The sequence below is a fragment of the Bacillus sp. SN32 genome (assembly GCF_002837495.1).
Classification (GTDB): Bacteria; Bacillota; Bacilli; order Bacillales; family Bacillaceae; genus Bacillus; species Bacillus subtilis.
In genome coordinates this window covers 992,850-1,011,036 of record NZ_PJCT01000001.1, presented here as the reverse complement: position 1 = coordinate 1,011,036, position 18,187 = coordinate 992,850, and the positions used below count along the sequence as shown (strand labels likewise).

Annotated in this window: 14 protein-coding genes; 6 read left to right on the top strand and 8 right to left on the bottom strand. The window is 42.9% G+C overall.

All coding sequences use genetic code 11. From position 1 onward, the window contains the following. The first annotated feature begins 6 nt into the window (after window positions 1–6). A complete protein-coding gene (locus CW370_RS05110) occupies window positions 7–1,542 on the top strand; it encodes an acyl-CoA carboxylase subunit beta (RefSeq protein ID WP_080263048.1) in 1,536 nt (511 codons plus the stop codon). A 169-nt stretch (window positions 1,543–1,711) separates the two neighbouring features. Beyond that, entirely contained in the window at window positions 1,712–2,911 is a 1,200-nt protein-coding gene (nrnB, locus tag CW370_RS05105; RefSeq protein WP_024573526.1) for an oligoribonuclease NrnB, read from the top strand. Window positions 2,912–2,959: 48 nt separating this feature from the next. On the opposite strand, the gene CW370_RS05100 is transcribed toward nrnB, so the two are convergent. The 3 genes from CW370_RS05100 to CW370_RS05090 all read right to left on the bottom strand — a co-directional run bounded on the left by CW370_RS05100 (window position 2,960) and on the right by CW370_RS05090 (window position 4,975). Then, window positions 2,960–3,556, bottom strand: coding sequence for a DedA family protein (locus CW370_RS05100; RefSeq protein ID WP_003231529.1), 597 nt, complete (start codon window positions 3,554–3,556; stop codon window positions 2,960–2,962). Window positions 3,557–3,628: 72 nt separating this feature from the next. Continuing rightward, window positions 3,629–4,522: a UTP--glucose-1-phosphate uridylyltransferase GalU gene (gene galU / locus CW370_RS05095; protein WP_014479952.1), complete on the bottom strand. Its 894-nt coding sequence runs from the start codon at window positions 4,520–4,522 to the stop codon at window positions 3,629–3,631. Window positions 4,523–4,528: 6 nt separating this feature from the next. Then, the gene (locus CW370_RS05090) at window positions 4,529–4,975 is read right to left on the bottom strand and encodes a GtrA family protein (RefSeq protein WP_046381058.1); all 447 of its coding nucleotides are present in this window, start codon (window positions 4,973–4,975) and stop codon (window positions 4,529–4,531) included. Between the two features lie 632 nt (window positions 4,976–5,607). Between CW370_RS05090 and xynD the strand changes: the two genes are divergently transcribed. Both xynD and xynC read left to right on the top strand, forming a co-directional pair. Next, the gene (gene xynD / locus CW370_RS05085) at window positions 5,608–7,149 is read left to right on the top strand and encodes an alpha-L-arabinofuranosidase (RefSeq protein ID WP_101169513.1); all 1,542 of its coding nucleotides are present in this window, start codon (window positions 5,608–5,610) and stop codon (window positions 7,147–7,149) included. 132 nt (window positions 7,150–7,281) lie between these two features. Next, entirely contained in the window at window positions 7,282–8,550 is a 1,269-nt protein-coding gene (xynC, locus tag CW370_RS05080) for a glucuronoarabinoxylan endo-1,4-beta-xylanase XynC (RefSeq protein ID WP_101169512.1), read from the top strand. Window positions 8,551–8,816: 266 nt separating this feature from the next. Here xynC and CW370_RS05075 read toward each other — a convergent pair whose 3' ends face one another. From CW370_RS05075 to CW370_RS05065, 3 genes are all read right to left on the bottom strand, one after another. Next, complete coding sequence (locus CW370_RS05075) at window positions 8,817–9,080, bottom strand: YnfE family protein (RefSeq protein WP_024573167.1); 264 nt, start codon at window positions 9,078–9,080, stop codon at window positions 8,817–8,819. 66 nt (window positions 9,081–9,146) lie between these two features. Further along, window positions 9,147–10,646, bottom strand: a complete 1,500-nt coding sequence (gene eglS, locus CW370_RS05070) for an endo-1,4-beta-glucanase EglS (RefSeq protein ID WP_024573166.1) — start codon at window positions 10,644–10,646, stop codon at window positions 9,147–9,149. Window positions 10,647–10,948: 302 nt separating this feature from the next. Beyond that, window positions 10,949–12,346: an alanine/glycine:cation symporter family protein gene (locus CW370_RS05065; protein ID WP_101169511.1), complete on the bottom strand. Its 1,398-nt coding sequence runs from the start codon at window positions 12,344–12,346 to the stop codon at window positions 10,949–10,951. 509 nt (window positions 12,347–12,855) lie between these two features. Here CW370_RS05065 and CW370_RS05060 point away from each other — a divergent pair. Both CW370_RS05060 and CW370_RS21710 read left to right on the top strand, forming a co-directional pair. Further along, window positions 12,856–13,209: a hypothetical protein gene (locus tag CW370_RS05060; RefSeq protein WP_003245190.1), complete on the top strand. Its 354-nt coding sequence runs from the start codon at window positions 12,856–12,858 to the stop codon at window positions 13,207–13,209. A 25-nt stretch (window positions 13,210–13,234) separates the two neighbouring features. Beyond that, window positions 13,235–13,360 (top strand): hypothetical protein, encoded by a 126-nt coding sequence (locus CW370_RS21710; RefSeq protein WP_003231548.1) that lies wholly within the window; start codon window positions 13,235–13,237, stop codon window positions 13,358–13,360. A 46-nt stretch (window positions 13,361–13,406) separates the two neighbouring features. Here CW370_RS21710 and parC read toward each other — a convergent pair whose 3' ends face one another. Together parC and parE are read right to left on the bottom strand one after the other, a co-directional pair. Beyond that, window positions 13,407–15,827: a DNA topoisomerase IV subunit A gene (gene parC / locus CW370_RS05055; protein WP_014479945.1), complete on the bottom strand. Its 2,421-nt coding sequence runs from the start codon at window positions 15,825–15,827 to the stop codon at window positions 13,407–13,409. Between the two features lie 3 nt (window positions 15,828–15,830). Beyond that, window positions 15,831–17,798 (bottom strand): DNA topoisomerase IV subunit B, encoded by a 1,968-nt coding sequence (parE, locus tag CW370_RS05050; protein WP_003231552.1) that lies wholly within the window; start codon window positions 17,796–17,798, stop codon window positions 15,831–15,833. Window positions 17,799–18,187: the final 389 nt, after the last annotated feature.

Genomic DNA, 18,187 nt, shown 5'->3' with positions numbered 1-18,187 from the left:
GAGGCAATGCTCATGGATTATGAAAAGGAACGAACAGAACGGGCTGAACGGATTCGAAAAGGCGGAGCGGAAAAGTATCATCAAAGCAATCGGGAAAAAGGCAAGCTCTTTGTCAGAGAGCGGCTTTCCCTTCTCTTTGACGATGACATTGAGCTAGAAGACGCTTTTTTTGCGGAATGTATGTCAGACGGGCTTCCAGCTGACGGAGTTGTAACCGCTATCGGCAAAATCGGCGGCCAAACCGTTTGCGTCATGGCGAATGATTCAACAGTGAAAGCGGGGTCATGGGGAGCAAAAACAGTTGAAAAAATCATCAGAATTCAAGAAACCGCCGAAAAATTAAACTGTCCGCTCATTTATTTAGTCGATTCGGCAGGCGCCCGAATTACCGACCAAATCAATGTCTTTCCAGGGAGACGCGGTGCAGGAAGAATTTTTTACAATCAAGTCAAATTATCGGGACGCATTCCGCAAATCTGTCTGCTTTTCGGACCATCTGCGGCAGGTGGCGCTTATATTCCGGCCTTCTGTGATATCGTCGTTATGGTAGACGGTAACGCCTCCATGTATTTAGGCTCGCCAAGGATGGCGGAAATGGTTATTGGCGAAAAAGTGTCTCTCGAAGAAATGGGTGGCGCCCGTATGCATTGCTCAATCTCCGGCTGCGGAGATATTCTTGCAGAAACTGAAGTAGAAGCCATACAGCTGGCGCGGGCTTATTTGTCCTACTTTCCGACAAATTTTCAAGAAAAAGCGCCTATTCATGAGAAACGCCCGCCAAAACACTTCGAAACTCCGCTTGCCGACGTCATTCCGCAAAATCAAAACGCACCTTTTGATATGCATGAGCTGATTGAGCGGGTCATAGATGAAGACTCATTTTTTGAGATCAAAGCCTTATTTGCACCGGAATTATTGACGGGCCTCGCACGAATCCACGGACAGCCTGTCGGCATTGTTGCAAACCAGCCGAAGGTAAAAGGAGGCGTCTTATTCCACGATTCAGCAGACAAAGCGGCTAAGTTTATTACCTTATGTGACGCTTTTCATATCCCATTGCTGTTCTTAGCCGATATCCCGGGTTTTATGATTGGCACAAAAGTAGAACAGGCTGGGATTATCAGACACGGAGCGAAAATGATTTCTGCGATGTCAGAGGCAACTGTTCCAAAACTCTCTGTCATTGTCCGAAAAGCTTACGGGGCGGGGTTGTATGCAATGGCAGGGCCGGCATTTGAACCGGATTGCTGTCTAGCGCTCCCAACCGCCCAAATCGCCGTCATGGGCCCTGAGGCAGCTGTAAACGCTGTCTACGCTAAAAAAATCGCCGAGCTGCCAGAAGAAGAGAGAGCCGCATTTATCAGCAGCAAACGGGAGGAATACAAAGAGGACATCAATATCTACCGTCTGGCTTCAGAAATGATCATTGATGCTGTTATCCCAGCCAATTCGCTGCGTGATGAGCTGGCCAAACGGCTCAAGGCATACATGACAAAGGAAATGACATTTACCAATCGAAAGCATCCGGTTTATCCAGTGTAAAAGCAAGAACTTAGGAGCGCAAAAAAAGCGCTCCTTTATATATTTACAATAACAACATTATGTCAACTAATTACCTTTGCATAAAACGCTTTGTTTTTTAGAATAGTAAATAAAGGCTGCCGCACCTCTAGCGGCAATTGTCAGTTTATCATAAAAAGGGGCCTACATTATGTATCATTTATATTCACATAACGACTTGGACGGAGTAGGATGCGGAATCGTAGCAAAATTGGCGTTCGGAAAAGACGTAGAGGTCCGGTATAACTCTGTCAACGGCTTAAACGCACAGGTGCAGTACTTTTTAGAAAAAGCGAAGGAGAGCAACAGACAGGACGCGTTATTCATCACCGATCTCGCCGTCAATGAAGAAAACGAAGAGAGATTGAATGAGTATGTTCATGCAGGGGGCAAAGTGAAGCTCATTGACCATCATAAAACAGCTCTTCATTTGAATAAGCATGAATGGGGATTTGTCCAGGTGGAATACGATGATGGAAGGCTCACATCCGCGACATCGCTTTTATATGGTTATCTCGTTGAAAATGGCTTCATGAAACCGACAAATGCCTTAGATCAATTCACAGAGCTCGTCCGCCAATACGATACATGGGAGTGGGAGCGGTACGATCAAAAACAGGCGAAGCGGCTTAATGATCTTTTCTTTTTGCTGTCAATCGATGAATTTGAAGCAAAAATGATCCAGCGCCTTTCCGCGCATGACGAATTTTTCTTCGATGATTTTGAAGAAAAACTGCTTGATTTAGAAGACGAAAAAATCGAGCGCTACCTCCGCAGAAAGAAAAGGGAAATGGTACAAACCTTTGTTCACGAACACTGTGTAGGCATCGTTCACGCTGAATCGTACCATTCAGAGCTGGGGAACAGGCTAGGGAAAGATAATCCGCACCTCGATTACATTGCGATTTTGAGCATGGGGTCAAAACGAGTCAGTCTCCGCACCATTCATGATTACATCGATGTGTCAGAAATCGCCGGCCGATATGGCGGCGGAGGGCATGCAAAAGCGTCCGGCTGTTCAATAACCGATGAAGTATACGAGTTGTTTGTAGCTGAAGCTTTCCGTATTGATCCTGTACGGCCGGATGCCTTCCGTAACATCTATAATCTAAAGGGATCTGCGAATGGATCATTATATGAAAATCGCGCACAAATGAGATTTTTTCTTTTCCCTTTAGACAACGAATGGAATATTCAAATTAACGGAGAAACCCAAGACGAAACATTCGCAGCGTTTGAAGAGGCAGAATGGTTTATTAAGAGAAATTATGCCGCATCGCTCGTGCGGGATGAAGTGTTTGTCGCATTTTTAGCGGAGAATCTGAAGCTGGCAAATCAACATCGGAAGTAAAAAAATATGCATAGGGGAGCGTCAGTCACCCCTATGCATATCCGCTAACTATCGTTTAAATATGGCTGTACGTTTCTTAATCACAAAATAAAGGGCTATCACGACAACAGCCAATATCATAATCGGTGTTGTATAAGTGCCCGCTATATTCTCAACATCATCCCACTGGCTTCCTAGCTGTATGCCTAAATAAACAAACAGAATAGACCATGGAATGATAGCAAGCACAGTCAGTACCACAAATTTGAGAAAAGGCATTCTGGCAATACCTGCCGGAATGGATATGGCATGTCTGACAACCGGTATAAAACGAGCCGAGAAGACAACTCCGGCGCCGTATTTCTGAAACCAGTTTTCCGACATGTCGATATGATGCTTTTTAATCAATAAATACTTCCCGTATTTGTCCAGAAATGGCCTGCCGCCATAGCGGCCGATCCAGTAAATAAAGATCTGGGCAATGGTACCCCCGATAACACCCGCAATAATTGCGCCAATAAATCCAATCGTGCCTTCCGATACCATATAGCCGCCATAAGCTAATACAATCTCACTCGGAATGATTTCAATCATTAACCCAATCGCAATACCCGCATATCCCATGTTCGTCAGCCATGTTAAAATTTCGCTTATCAAACTGCCCACATTCTTCACAACCTGTCCTAATCTTTTTCACTATTATATGACTGATTGACGAGCAAGATGGTTACAATTTTTTTACCGCAGCATTTCTTTCGTTTCCCGTTTGATCACATCTTCTAAATAGGCCAAAAGCTGAGATCTCATTTCGGAACGCATTAAGCCGATTTCGGTGCTCGCTTTAAAACAGCCTAGCTTATCGCCAATGTCATATCGATTTCCTTCCAGCAGCCGGGCGTGGATCGGCTCCTTACGGCAAACCTCACGAAGCGCATCTGTCAGCTGAATTTCGTTGCCCGCGCCTCTGCCAATTGTCTTCAAAACGGAGAAGATCGAAGAATTCAGCACATAACGTCCCATTACTGCGATTTCCGAAGGTGCTTCTTCAGGAGAAGGCTTTTCCACTAAATCGTTCACTTCGTATACATGCCCTTGAGACCCTGATGTATTTATAATACCATATTTGCTGACATCCTCAGGGAGAACTGACTGTACACCGACAACCTCTGTGCCATAAACGTCATATACATCCATTAATTGCCGAAGAGCCGGTGTTTCAGACACCATAATATCATCACCTAAGAGAACGGCAAAAGGCTCATCTCCGATAAAATGCTCCGCACACAGCACCGCATGGCCTAATCCGAGCGGTTCTTTCTGGCGGATGTAATGAATGTTGGCCAAATCGGCAATCTGCTGCATTTCCTTAAGTGTCTCCGTCTTGCCTTTTTCCCGGAGATTGAATTCCAATTCCGCCGACCGATCAAAATGATCTTCAATCGAGCGTTTGTTTCTCCCTGTAATAATCAGTATATCTTCAATTCCTGACTCTGCGGCCTCTTCTACAATATATTGGATTGCTGGTTTGTCGACGATTGGGAGCATTTCTTTAGGCTGCGCCTTTGTCGCCGGCAGAAATCTCGTTCCTAATCCCGCTGCGGGTATAACCGCTTTTCTCACTTTTTTTCTCATTCATCTTCACTCCTGATCCTGTATGTTTTTCAGCGAATCTCCAAATACCCAGATTCGGTTTCCGATAAAATTCATCATCATTCCGCCGATAGTGGCGGCGAGCTTACTCACCAAAAGCGAGCAGCCGCAATTTTGAAACAAATAAAGCAGCAAAAAGGTGATCCCCGACGCGGCAATATTAATCATGAGAAAACGCACGATCTCTTTCCCGTCAGCCTTACCTTTCACACAAAACGTCCAATTCCGGTTCCACACATAGCTGTTGACGATACCTGCAGTATAGGAGCAGATCTGCGCCGGCAGATAAGAGACATGACAAGCGGTAAGAAGAAAGAAGACACCAAAATCTATCAGCGTATTGCCGACGCCTACGGTGCAAAAACGGCCTAATGTCTTTATTTTTTCTTTCAGCGTAACGAACCTCCCTTCATAAAAGATGCGAGTGGCAGTCATATTTGTTGATATGGATTACTATAGCGGACAGTGTTGAATAAACAATTAATAAAATATGAACAAAACATGAAAAAGCGGGTATACCGCTCAATAGTTCTTATACTCTTGAAAAAACAGCCGCATTGACGGCTGTTTTTTTGTGTCTGAAAACTATCTTTACATACAAATATAAACGGAGTGTTAGCCCCATCTTATCAATGAATAAATGTATCCAGTTCCTTTGTAGAATCGAACACTAACTCCTCCAAAAGTTTCTATACACAATTTTTTTAATGATGTAGGATGTTAGATAAAGGGATATCTTGGATAATGATGTAATTTCCGTTCAATGTGATTAGTGGGAGGCCATGAACAATCCTGTCTTTTTATTTTCTGGACAATGGTCGCTAGGAATGTGGAAGTTTTTTTGAACAATTTTGAAGGAGTGGTGCGATCTCCTCGAAGAAAGGAGAGAATGGAGACACATGAAGATGAGCTTTCAGAACAGGAACTGGGAACTTTCGATCCATGTATGCAAAATTAATTTTCCAGGCTAAACAGCTTCCGGCTACTTTATGCGTGCGTTCTTCGTGACCTGTTGTCATCAAATTTCAAAAAAATACCCTATTTGGGAAAAGGGAGGATGTGAAGTGATGAGCAAAAAGTATAGCGTATGTTTATGGGTTCTTGCTTTACTTTTGAGCTGCTTAGCTGGGAAGTCTGCGTATGCTGCCACAAGTACTACAATTGCAAAACATATAGGGAATTCAAACCCGCTTATCGACCATCATTTGGGAGCGGATCCGATTGCGCTGACCTATAACGGAAGAGTCTACATCTATATGTCAAGTGATGACTATGAATATAATAGCAACGGAACAATTAAAGATAATTCATTTGCCAATTTGAATAGAGTATTCGTCATATCTTCAGCGGATATGGTGAACTGGACAGACCACGGAGCCATTCCAGTAGCAGGTGCCAATGGAGCTAATGGAGGCCGTGGAATTGCAAAATGGGCAGGTGCATCCTGGGCACCGTCAATCGCAGTTAAAAAAATCAATGGCAAGGATAAATTCTTCCTTTATTTCGCAAACAGCGGCGGAGGTATCGGGGTTCTCACCGCAGACAGCCCGATTGGTCCATGGACCGACCCAATCGGAAAACCGCTCGTAACGCCAAGTACGCCAGGAATATCTGGTGTTGTATGGCTTTTTGATCCGGCAGTATTTGTAGATGATGACGGAACCGGTTACCTGTATGCCGGGGGAGGCGTTCCTGGCGGTTCAAATCCAACGCAGGCACAATGGGCCAATCCTAAAACGGCTAGAGTCATAAAATTAGGGCCTGATATGACGAGTGTTGTTGGAAGTGCATCTACAATTGATGCGCCTTTCATGTTTGAAGATTCGGGATTGCACAAGTATAACGGAACATATTACTATTCCTATTGCATCAATTTCGGCGGCACGCATCCGGCCGATAAACCCCCGGGTGAGATCGGCTACATGACAAGTTCAAGTCCCATGGGCCCCTTTACATATAGAGGGCATTTCCTGAAAAATCCGGGTGCATTTTTCGGAGGCGGCGGAAACAACCATCATGCTGTTTTCAATTTTAAAAACGAGTGGTATGCAGTGTACCATGCTCAAACTGTCAGTTCCGCTTTGTTCGGGGCCGGCAAAGGATACCGTTCTCCACATATTAATAAGCTGGTGCATAATGCAGATGGATCTATTCAAGAGGTAGCGGCAAATTATGCAGGTGTAACACAGCTTTCCAATTTAAACCCATATAACCGGGTAGAAGCTGAAACGTTTGCTTGGAATGGACGCATTTTGACAGAGAAATCGACAGCACCCGGCGGGCCAGTAAATAATCAGCATGTAACAAGCATTCAAAATGGAGACTGGATTGCTGTAGGAAATGCAGACTTCGGAGCGGGCGGTGCCAGGACATTTAAAGCAAATGTAGCATCCACTATAGGCGGGAAAATAGAAGTGCGCCTCGACAGTGCAGACGGTAAACTTGTAGGAACCCTAAATGTACCTTCAACAGGTGGAGCGCAAACGTGGAGGGAAATAGAAACTGCGGTAAGCGGGGCAACCGGCGTGCACAAAGTATTCTTTGTATTTACCGGAACAGGTACAGGAAACTTGCTTAATTTCGATTACTGGCAGTTTACGCAACGATAGCACGGATAATGGGACCGTTTAAAAACAGACGGGTTGATGCACCGGCCAACATACCGGAACAGCCCGCCATTATGGATATGCCGGTCAGATTTTCTAATACAGTAAAAGACACATTACGAAGGAGAGGAATAAATGATTCCACGCATAAAAAAAACAATTTGTGTACTATTAGTATGTTTCACTATGCTGTCAGTCATGTTAGGGCCAGGCGCTACTGAAGTTTTGGCAGCAAGTGATGTAACAGTTAATGTATCTGCAGAGAAACAAGTGATTCGCGGTTTTGGAGGGATGAATCATCCGGCTTGGGCTGGCGATCTTACAGCAGCTCAAAGAGAAACTGCTTTTGGCAATGGACAGAACCAGTTAGGATTTTCAATCTTAAGAATTCATGTAGATGAAGATCGAAATAATTGGTATAAAGAGGTGGAGACTGCAAAGAGTGCGGTCAAACATGGAGCAATCGTTTTTGCTTCTCCTTGGAATCCTCCAAGTGATATGGTTGAGACCTTTAATCGTAATGGTGACACATCGGCTAAACGGCTGAAATACAACAAGTACGCAGCATACGCGCAGCATCTTAACGATTTTGTTACCTTCATGAAGAATAATGGTGTGAATCTTTACGCGATTTCGGTACAAAACGAGCCTGATTACGCTCACGAGTGGACGTGGTGGACGCCGCAAGAAATACTTCGCTTTATGAGAGAAAACGCCGGCTCGATCAATGCCCGCGTCATTGCGCCTGAGTCATTTCAATACTTGAAGAATTTGTCGGACCCAATTTTGAACGATCCGCAGGCTCTTGGCAATATGGATATTCTCGGAACTCACCTGTACGGCACTCAGGTCAGCCAATTCCCTTATCCTCTTTTCAAACAAAAAGGAGCAGGGAAGGATCTTTGGATGACGGAAGTATACTATCCGAACAGTGATAACAACTCGGCGGATCGATGGCCTGAGGCATTGGATGTTTCACATCATATTCACAGTTCGATGGTAGAGGGAGATTTTCAAGCTTATGTTTGGTGGTACATCCGAAGATCATACGGTCCTATGAAAGAAGACGGTACGATCAGCAAACGCGGCTACAATATGGCTCATTTCTCAAAGTTTGTGCGTCCCGGCTATGTAAGGATTGATGCAACGAAAAACCCTAATGCGAACGTTTACGTGTCAGCCTATAAAGGTGACAACAAGGTCGTTATTGTTGCCATCAATAAAAGCAACACAGGAGTCAACCAAAACTTTGTTTTGCAGAATGGATCTGCTTCAAACGTATCTAGATGGATCACGAGCAGCAGCAGCAATCTACAACCTGGAACGAATCTCACTGTATCAGGCAATCATTTTTGGGCCCATCTTCCAGCTCAAAGCGTGACAACATTTGTTGTAAATCGTTAAGAGCACAAAGACACACATAAATAATAGAGTGTCTGAATTGGCGATTTTCCGATTGGGAAATCGCTTTTTTATTTTGTTGCTGAATTACAGGAAGAAGAAAGGATGTACATAAAAACAGCAAAGCTTTAATCTTCATCTTTCCTAGTTTACATAATATATATTCTAGGAAGTAAGCAAAATAAATAAATTCCTGTCTCAATATCAAAGTATACTTAAGTTAGTGAGACAGAAATTGAAAATTTGAAATTTTACTGCTGAATGACAAATCAAAAAAATGGTGTTGTCAATCCATAATAAACTGCTTCTAAATCCTCCAGCGTCATATCGCCATATGCGCATTTGATAACAGAATCAGCAAACACATCATAGTCATAATCTGTAGAAAAACCTTGCTGCAGCTGTTTTTCGTAAACTTCGATCTGATCTTTTTGATGCTGGATGTCTTTTTCCTTACCTGGATAGTCCGGACCATTTATCATATTTCTCATTTTTTTGTACAGCACCATATACTGTTTCAGTATTTCATCCACAACGCAAACCTCCTATTAGATGATAAAAACGGACATCGTTACTGATGTCCGCCAAAAAAAGCTTAACTAATTTGGTTCTGTTCCCCAAATCAGTTTTCCTTGATCATATAATGTGATTTTTTTCGTTGTTTTAAACGTATTTGATTTGAAAAAGGAATAATCGCCGCTTTGTGCATAATTGCTCCAGTCATCATTGTGAAGACGAAGCTGAATATTCCCTGTGCTTGCTCCCGGTGCCAACGTTCCGTTTTTAAATCCAAGTTCCAGATAGGTATCTGCACCTTGCTTTGGCTTATGCAACCTCACAAACTTGTGTGTCACATTGCCGCATCCAATCTGCGCGTAGTCACAGTCAAAGTTTTGGCCTTTGTTTTTCGCTTTATACCAGTAACGGGCAGTGACATCTTTTAAATCAACCGTGGTATTGCCGTTATTTTTTATTTGAAGCTGCGGACGGATTTGGTTGCTGTTCATACTCCCATCCCCTGCTCTGTATTGTACAGAAATACCATTTTCCTGTGTGGGTTTATCTTTTGCTGGCGTTTCAGGAATATCCCTCGTCGAATCTTTGGTGCCGAGAATGTTTTCTCTAACGAATGTTCCTGAAGCAGATAAATCTGACAACCGCCAGCCGCCTGTTTTAGATGCCCCCGGCTTTAAAGCTGAGGATGATTCCTGCTTATCAGAAAGATTCCAGTTCACCCAGCTGATGGTCTTGCTGTCGAGATATTTCAGCCATTCCCTCGATTGATCTAGGAATACACCGCCATTGCCAGACGCGTCGCTTGTTCCCCATTCCGTCACAAAAATAGGTGCTCCTTTGCTGAGTGCATAGTTTGCTTTATCCCGTAAAAACTGGCCGTGAGTACCGGCGTAAAAATGAAGTGCGTACATAACGTTTGCATCTTTTAGCTGGTCATCAGCAGCATCATTTACATCCTGGCTCCATGTACCGGTTCCGACAATGATGATGTTGTCTGGATCATTTTTGCGGATAACGGAAATCACTTCTTCCGCATACGGTTTAATATCACGCTTCCAGTTCACATCACCGTTTGGTTCGTTTGCAATTTCATAAATGACGTTTGGCGTGTTTCCGTAAAGACTTGACATTTCCTTGAAGAATTCTTTTGCCTTCTCTTTATTTTGGTTTGGATTACCGTCATTTAAGATATGCCAGTCAATGATGACATATATCCCAAGCTCTTTTGCCGCTTCAACCGCTTCTTTTACTTTATTTTTCACGGACGGGTTGTCAATATAACCGCCATCTGCCGTATACATCGCTGCACGGAAAACGGTGATACCCCAATCGTCCCTCAGCCATTTTAAGCTGTCTTTATTGACATATTCTCCATACCATTGCAATCCGTGTGAACTGATCCCCTTCAGCTGTACCGCTTTACCGTCTCGGTTAACGAGCTGTGTACCTTTTATGCTAAGCTGGCCATTCTTGGCTACTGGCGTTTTTGTCCCTGCTGCTGATGCCGGCGAAGCCATCATGCCGCCCATTGTCAATAACGTAATCAATAAACACGTAATAAAAATAGAGATTGACCGTTTCATATCTGATCTTTTCCTCCTTCGCATCATTTTGGCTCTTCACTTCTTATGAGCACGAACTCATTGTAAAAATCTTTCTCATGATTGTCTATCAACCTAATTTCTTGTTTTTGGGAGGTTTAAAAGCCTGTCAATTTACTCTATCTCCATTGAATAAGACACACATGACACATATAGAACAAAGAAAACTGGACTGAATTGGGACTTTACACGTCATTTTTCATTCGAGTCGAAAAATTAAATTTATTTCCAATAATGAAAAAGCTGCATTCAACTATTGAATGCAGCTTTGTTTTATATTTATATTATGCTTCTTGTTTCTTATCTTCCCATGTTTCAGCGTTTTTCAGCCCTGGGATGTTTTTCGCTTTAAACACAGGATCAAGTCCTTGCTTACGCTGTTTCGCGTAATCTTTATACACTTTGTAAGCAACGTTTGACAGCAGCGCAATCACAATTAAGTTGATCAGCGCCATGATACCCATAAAGAGGTCCGCCATATCCCAAACGATTTGGAAGCCTGATAAAGATCCATACACAACCATAGCAATAACAGCGATACGGTAAATGTTCAGCCATGTTTTGCTTGTTTTAATAAATTCAATGTTTGTCTCGCCATAATAATAGTTGCCGACAACTGAACTGAATGCAAACAAGAACATTGCGACTGCGATGAAAGTCGGCGCCCAGCCTCCAATATGATGGTTAAGAGCAGCCTGTGTTACTTGGATGCCGTCGCCTTTTGGTGTTACACTGTACAGCAAAATAATAAATGCTGTGGACGTACATATGATAAATGTATCGAAAAATACGCCTAATGTTTGAATAAAGCCTTGCTTTGCCGGATGGGATACATGAGCCGTCGCAGCCGCGTTTGGTGCGCTTCCCATTCCTGCTTCGTTTGAAAAAAGTCCGCGCTGCGCACCGATAACGATGATGCCGCCTATTCCGCCGCCGACGACTTGTTCAAAACCTAAAGCATTTTTAACAATTGTAGCGATAACGCCAGGGAAAGCCGTAATATTCGTGATAACAACAAATAAAGCGATAAGGATATAAATGCCTGCCATAACCGGCACAATTAACTGTGAAACAGCGACAACACGTTTTAAACCGCCGAAAATGATAAACGCAGTTAAAACCGCCAGAACTATGGCTACAACTATTTTATTCACATGGAATGCGCCATCCAATGCTCCAGCAATTGTATTTGTTTGAACAGCGTTAAAAATCAAGCCGAATGAGACGGTAATTAAGACAGCAAAAACGATGCCAAGCCATCTCGCTCCAAGACCCTTTTGAATGTAGTAAGCCGGGCCTCCGCGGAAATCCTCCCCGTCTCTCACCTTATAAAGCTGCGCTAACGTACTCTCAACAAAGCTTGAAGCCATACCTACTGCAGCCACTACCCACATCCAAAATACAGCGCCTGGTCCGCCTGTCGCAATTGCTAAGGCTACACCAGTCAAATTCCCTGTGCCGACTCGGGATGCGGCCGAAATAAAGAATGCCTGCATAGATGAAACACCTTTATTTCCTTCCGGCTTCTCCCCTACTATTCTGAACATTTCAATAAAATAACGGAATTGGATAAAACCAAAACGTATGGTAAAAAATAATCCAAGCCCTATTAAAATATAAAATAGGTAATTCCAGATGAAATCACTTGGAATATTAATTAAACTATTGAAAAAAGACTCCATATTTACCTCCCGTTTTCATCAATTCAACACGAATTCGATTTTGATGTTAGATTTTTTAACATAACGAGTTTTATTATATCACAATATGACGAATTAGGAAGTTTTTTCGAGAAGAATATTGTCATAGCCAGATGTTACTCTGTCGACCCCTTCTCTATTATTTTCCTACGAATAAAAACATTCCTTGCAAGCTGGCTTTTAAAAAAAGTGCCCTATTAACAATGTAATCATTTCTTCCCATTCTCTTGTCTTTCTCTTTGATTTGGCACATAAATAAAGTAATAAACCCTAAACAACAAACATATCATTTAAAATATGTTTTTATTCACACCATAAACCGGGTATACATACGCTAATAAAAGAAGTTTTCTCTTTCAAAAATAAGCAAAAAGATATATACTTAACAAGGTTAAATTTATTTTTAAATTTAATAAATCAGGTTTACTTTCAGGATGGATTGGGGTATTATTATAAAAATATTCAGTAATATTAAAGGAGGGGGAGATCATTTGAAAAAAGTAACGATATTGAAAGCATCCATCTTATTCTTGGCGATTGCCAGTTTTCATTTGTTCTCAATTCCCCACGCCTTTGATATCGGCCATCATTATAAAGCCGTAGCCGACCAGCAGGAAATGCATGAGATGAAAGCCGGCCAAAATGCTGATGATGAGAAGAAATCCATCACAGGGGCATTTACGCTGACCGCTTTATGGGCAATGGCTGTTCTGCTGCTGACCGCTGAAAGCAAAAGTACGGGATACTCCCGCAGACGTCAGCGGAAAAAAAGCTTTATACTGGCCAAATTTTATCAATCCTCTTATTTCGGCAAACTTCATGTTCAACATCACCCGATTATGTAACGAAAATATGAGGAGGCTGTTAAACATGTTGTTTATCTTAAGAATGGTGATTTTAGGCTTATTTTCTTTCACAGCGCTGAATTTATTTGTATGGCAGGGGATTGAAGTCATTCATGCTGTAACAGATCTATTCACCAACCATGAAAGCTGATAAAAAACAAACGAAACCCGCTCATATAGTATGAGCGGGTTTTTTATTATTGTTCTGTATGAAGGCGCCAAACAGCTGTAACCTTACCTGATTCCTCTTCATCAAAAAAGAAAGAGCCATTGCTGTATCTGTCGTTTGTCCGCAACTCTTTTGCCTGCAGTTCTTTTCTGTCGCCTTTTTCTGTTTCTGCCATTAGCCGCTGTTCAAGACCGCAAGCGAACAGTGCTACAACACGGTGAGGATTCTTTTTCAGTTCCCTTAGCATTACGACACCGCGTTTTGCGCGGGATGTCTTCTCGAACTCAGAAAGACTCATGCGTTTTACCGCTCCCCGCTGTGTGAACAAGACAATTGAATCAGATTGCTGAAGGATCTCACCGGAGACAACAAAGTCATCCTCTTTTAAGTTAATCCCTTTGACACCTGCCGCACGCGCGCCAACTACATTCACTTCGTCTTCTCCAAACCATAGACCATACCCTAAGTGAGTGGCCATAAAGATCTGGCTTTCCCCATTTGTGACATGTACATCAATCAGTTCATCTTCACCCTTCAGATTTAAGGCTACAAGTGCCTTAGAATAACGCTGTGCTTTATAATGAGTGAGCTCTGTCTTTTTCACCATGCCGTTTTTCGTAAAGAATAGAAGATATGCTGACGGATCAAATTCTTTTATCGGTATAGCCTTTACAATCGTTTCATCACGGTCAATAGTGATGAGATTTGAAAAATGCTGGCCCATGTCCTTCCATCTGATATCAGGCAGCTGGTGAACAGGACAATAGATGTAGCTTCCTTTGTTCGTAAAGAGCAGCAGCACGTCTGTCGTATTCATTTCAAACTGATGCAGCATCCTGTCCGTATCTTTCATTCCGAAGTCCTGACCGTTGGAAGCGGCAAATGAGCGCTGGCTCGTCCGTTTTAGGTAACCATCCTTCGTTACGGTTACATATACATCCTCAGATGCAACCATGACTTCGAGATTGATTTTAATTTCTTCAATTTTTTCTTCAATCACGGAGCGTCTAGTATCTGCATATTTCTTTTTCAGTGCTTTTAAGCTGTTTGTAATCACTTTTAGCAGTTTTTTATCATTGCTCAGAATAGATTCGAGCTCTTCAATTTTTTTACCGAGCTCTTCTGCCTCTTCCTTAAGCGCTGTGATATCGGTATTGGTTAAACGATATAGCTGCAATGACACGATGGCTTCAGCCTGAGGCTCTGTAAATTCATATTTGGCGATCAAATTGTTTTTAGCGTCACGTTTATCGCTAGAAGAACGGATTGTTGCAATCACTTCATCCAAAATAGACAAAGCTTTCATGAGCCCTTCTACGATATGATGTCTGTCTTTTGCTTTTTGAAGCTCGTAAACGGACCGGTTTGTGACAACTTCCTTTTGGTGTCCGATATATGCATCCAAAATAGACGGCAGGCTCATCAGCATCGGACGGCGGTTATGGATAGCCACCATATTGAAGTTATATGTGATCTGCAAATCAGTGTTTTTGTATAAGAAATTCAAAATGCCTTTGGCATCAGCTTCTTTTTTGAGTTCAATGACCACTCTCAGCCCTGTTCGATCCGTTTCATCACGAACCTCTGAGATGCCTTCAACCTTTTTATCAATACGGAACTCGTCCATTTTTTTTACAAGGTTTGCTTTATTTACTTCAAATGGAATTTCAGTAATGACAATTTGTTCTCGTCCGCCTCTGATTGTTTCAATTTCAGCCTTTCCGCGGATAATGATTTTTCCTTTTCCGGTTTCGTAAGCTTTTCTTATCCCGTCAACGCCCTGAATAATACCGCCTGTCGGAAAATCAGGCCCTTTAATGACTTCCATAAGTTCATCAACAGAACAAGATGGCATTTGAATACGCTTAATGACAGCATCAATGACTTCTCCCAGATGATGAGGGGGAATGTCGGTCGCGTATCCTGCTGAAATCCCGGTAGATCCGTTGACCAATAGGTTAGGAAACATCGCCGGGAGTACGACAGGCTCCTTGCTTGTATCATCGAAGTTCGGCACAAATTCAACCGTGTTTTTGTCAATATCCCGAAGAAGCTCAGATGCAATCGGAGATAATCGTGCCTCTGTATAACGCATGGCTGCCGGGGGATCTCCGTCGATGCTTCCATTGTTTCCATGCATTTCGATTAACACATTACGAACTTTCCAATCCTGGCTCATCCGCACCATTGCTTCATAAACCGAGCTGTCACCGTGCGGATGATAGTTACCGATGACGTTACCGACCGTTTTGGCCGCTTTTCTGAAGTTTTTATCAAACGTGTTTCCATCTGTATGCATTGCATACAGAATTCTGCGCTGTACCGGCTTTAATCCGTCTCTCGCATCGGGCAGCGCCCTGTCTTGAATAATATATTTACTGTAGCGTCCAAAACGGTCGCCGATCACCTCTTCTAATGGTAAATCATGAAATAATTCTGGCTGTGACAATAATTAAACCTCCTCAGCGACCGATAAGTTTTCATTTTCTAAAATATTGCTTTCTTCATCTAAGCCGAAAGCGACGTTTTTCTCAATCCACTTTCTGCGCGGCTCTACTTTGTCTCCCATTAACGTCGTCACACGTCTCTCTACACGTGCCGCATCGTCAATTTTGACCCTAACAAGTGTGCGGGACTCCGGATTCATCGTCGTTTCCCACAGCTGGTCTGCGTTCATCTCTCCAAGACCCTTATATCGTTGAATGGTATAGCCTTTGCCGACTTTTTTCAGGACATCACCCATCTCTTCATCAGACCATGCATATTCAATGATTTCCTTTTTCCCGCTTCCTTTACTGACCTTATATAAAGGTGGCAGCGCAATGAACACCTTGCCATGCTCAATGAGCGGTTTCATATAGCGATAGAAAAAGGTAAGAAGCAGCACTTGAATATGGGCGCCGTCAGTATCGGCATCGGTCATAATGATGATTTTGTCGTAGTTGATGTCATCGATTGAGAAATCTGCCCCGACTCCTCCGCCGATCGCATGAATGATCGTATTGATCTCTTCATTTTTAAAGATATCAGCAAGCTTAGCTTTTTCTGTATTAATGACTTTACCGCGTAAAGGCAGAACCGCCTGGAATCTGCGGTCTCGTCCCTGCTTGGCTGACCCGCCTGCTGAATCTCCCTCAACGAGATACAATTCATTTTTTGCCGGGTTTCTTGAACCCGCAGGCGTCAGCTTTCCGCTTAAAGTCGCTTCTGATTTTTTTCGTTTTTTGCCGCTTCTTGCTTCTTCACGGGCTTTGCGTGCCGCTTCGCGCGCCTGGCTCGCCTTGATTGCTTTTTTGACAAGAAGCGTTGCGGTGTCCCGATTTTCCTCTAAAAAGTAAGCAAGCTGCTCTGAAACAATCGCATCCACCGCTGATCTTGCTTCACTGGTACCGAGCTTTCCTTTTGTTTGTCCCTCAAATTGAAGAAGCTCCTCAGGAATGCGGACAGAAATAATGGCTGAAAGCCCTTCCCTTATATCGGTGCCTTCAAGGTTCTTATCCTTTTCTTTCAGCAAAGCCACTTTTCGCGCATATTCATTAAAAGCACGCGTCATCGCAGTTTTTGCACCTGACTCATGCGTCCCGCCGTCTTTTGTTCTGACATTGTTGACAAACGACAAAATATTTTCAGAATAACCATCGTTAAACTGGAACGCAAAGTCCACTTCTATAGAATGATGCTCACCCTCAAACGAGACCACTTCAGACAAGACGTCTTTTTCTTCATTTAAGTAAGCAACAAACGCTTCTATGCCGTTTTCATAATAAAAGACCTCACGCTGGTCATTGCGTTCATCAATCAGCTCAATTTTCAGTCCTTTTAACAAAAACGCAGACTCTCTTAAGCGCTCAGAGAGCGTTTCAAAATTATAAGTGGTTGTGCTGAACATCGTTGGATCTGGCTTAAAGTGTGTAAGAGTTCCCGTCTTTTTTGTTTTGCCGATCTTTTCGAGAGATGTAACCGGTTTTCCTCCATTTTCAAATCGCTGCTGATAGACAAAACCGTCCCGCTCAATGGTAACCGTCAGCCATTCAGATAAAGCATTCACGACTGATGCACCAACTCCGTGGAGCCCGCCGCTTGTCTTATAGCCGCCTTGGCCGAATTTCCCTCCGGCATGAAGCACCGTTAAAATCACTTCAGGGGTTGGTTTGCCGAGCTTATGCATTCCGGTCGGCATGCCGCGGCCTCTATCCTGTACAGAAATACTATTGTCTTTATGTATTTTGACGATTATGTGATCTCCATGGCCGGCAAGCACCTCGTCGACAGAGTTATCTACAATTTCATAAACCAAGTGGTGCAAACCCCGCGCGTCAGTAGAGCCAATATACATACCCGGCCTTTTCCTGACAGCCTCAAGGCCTTCGAGCACCTGTATGGCATCTTCGTTGTAATCAAATTGCTGTTTTCTAGCCAAACGTACAAACCCCTTTCAAAAACTAACATTGTCTTTCTCTTTTCAGTGTTACACATCATTTGTATATAAGATATTTTTTATAAACCTCGCCTCGAGCCAGTACTGCCTTGGACTCCTCATTATAACCAATATGTTTGCAATCGCAACATAGAGCTAACGAATCAGTTCTTCTCAAAACATCGGCTAGTGCTGTTTTTACACCATGAGAACGTATGTTTGTTTATTATATATAAAGCAGCAGACCTTCGCAAATCGAACGGCCGAAACCCAGCTGGACAAGGTATTCAAAAAAAGCTGTTCAAGCTTTATTGTATCTGTTTCACCGTAATACGCAAACAATATCTTAAAATTAAAAAGCAAAAATCCTTGAATTTACAAGGATTTTTGCA

Coding starts and splice junctions, on each gene's coding strand:
- xynC (WP_101169512.1), top strand. CDS start 7,282: ATGATTCCACGCATAAAAAAAACAATTTGTGTACTATTAGTATGTTTC.
- galU (WP_014479952.1), bottom strand. CDS start 4,522: ATGAGAAAAAAAGTGAGAAAAGCGGTTATACCCGCAGCGGGATTAGGA.
- CW370_RS05090 (WP_046381058.1), bottom strand. CDS start 4,975: ATGACTGCCACTCGCATCTTTTATGAAGGGAGGTTCGTTACGCTGAAA.
- xynD (WP_101169513.1), top strand. CDS start 5,608: ATGAGCAAAAAGTATAGCGTATGTTTATGGGTTCTTGCTTTACTTTTG.
- eglS (WP_024573166.1), bottom strand. CDS start 10,646: ATGAAACGGTCAATCTCTATTTTTATTACGTGTTTATTGATTACGTTA.
- CW370_RS21710 (WP_003231548.1), top strand. CDS start 13,235: ATGTTGTTTATCTTAAGAATGGTGATTTTAGGCTTATTTTCTTTCACA.
- CW370_RS05065 (WP_101169511.1), bottom strand. CDS start 12,346: ATGGAGTCTTTTTTCAATAGTTTAATTAATATTCCAAGTGATTTCATC.
- nrnB (WP_024573526.1), top strand. CDS start 1,712: ATGTATCATTTATATTCACATAACGACTTGGACGGAGTAGGATGCGGA.
- CW370_RS05110 (WP_080263048.1), top strand. CDS start 7: ATGCTCATGGATTATGAAAAGGAACGAACAGAACGGGCTGAACGGATT.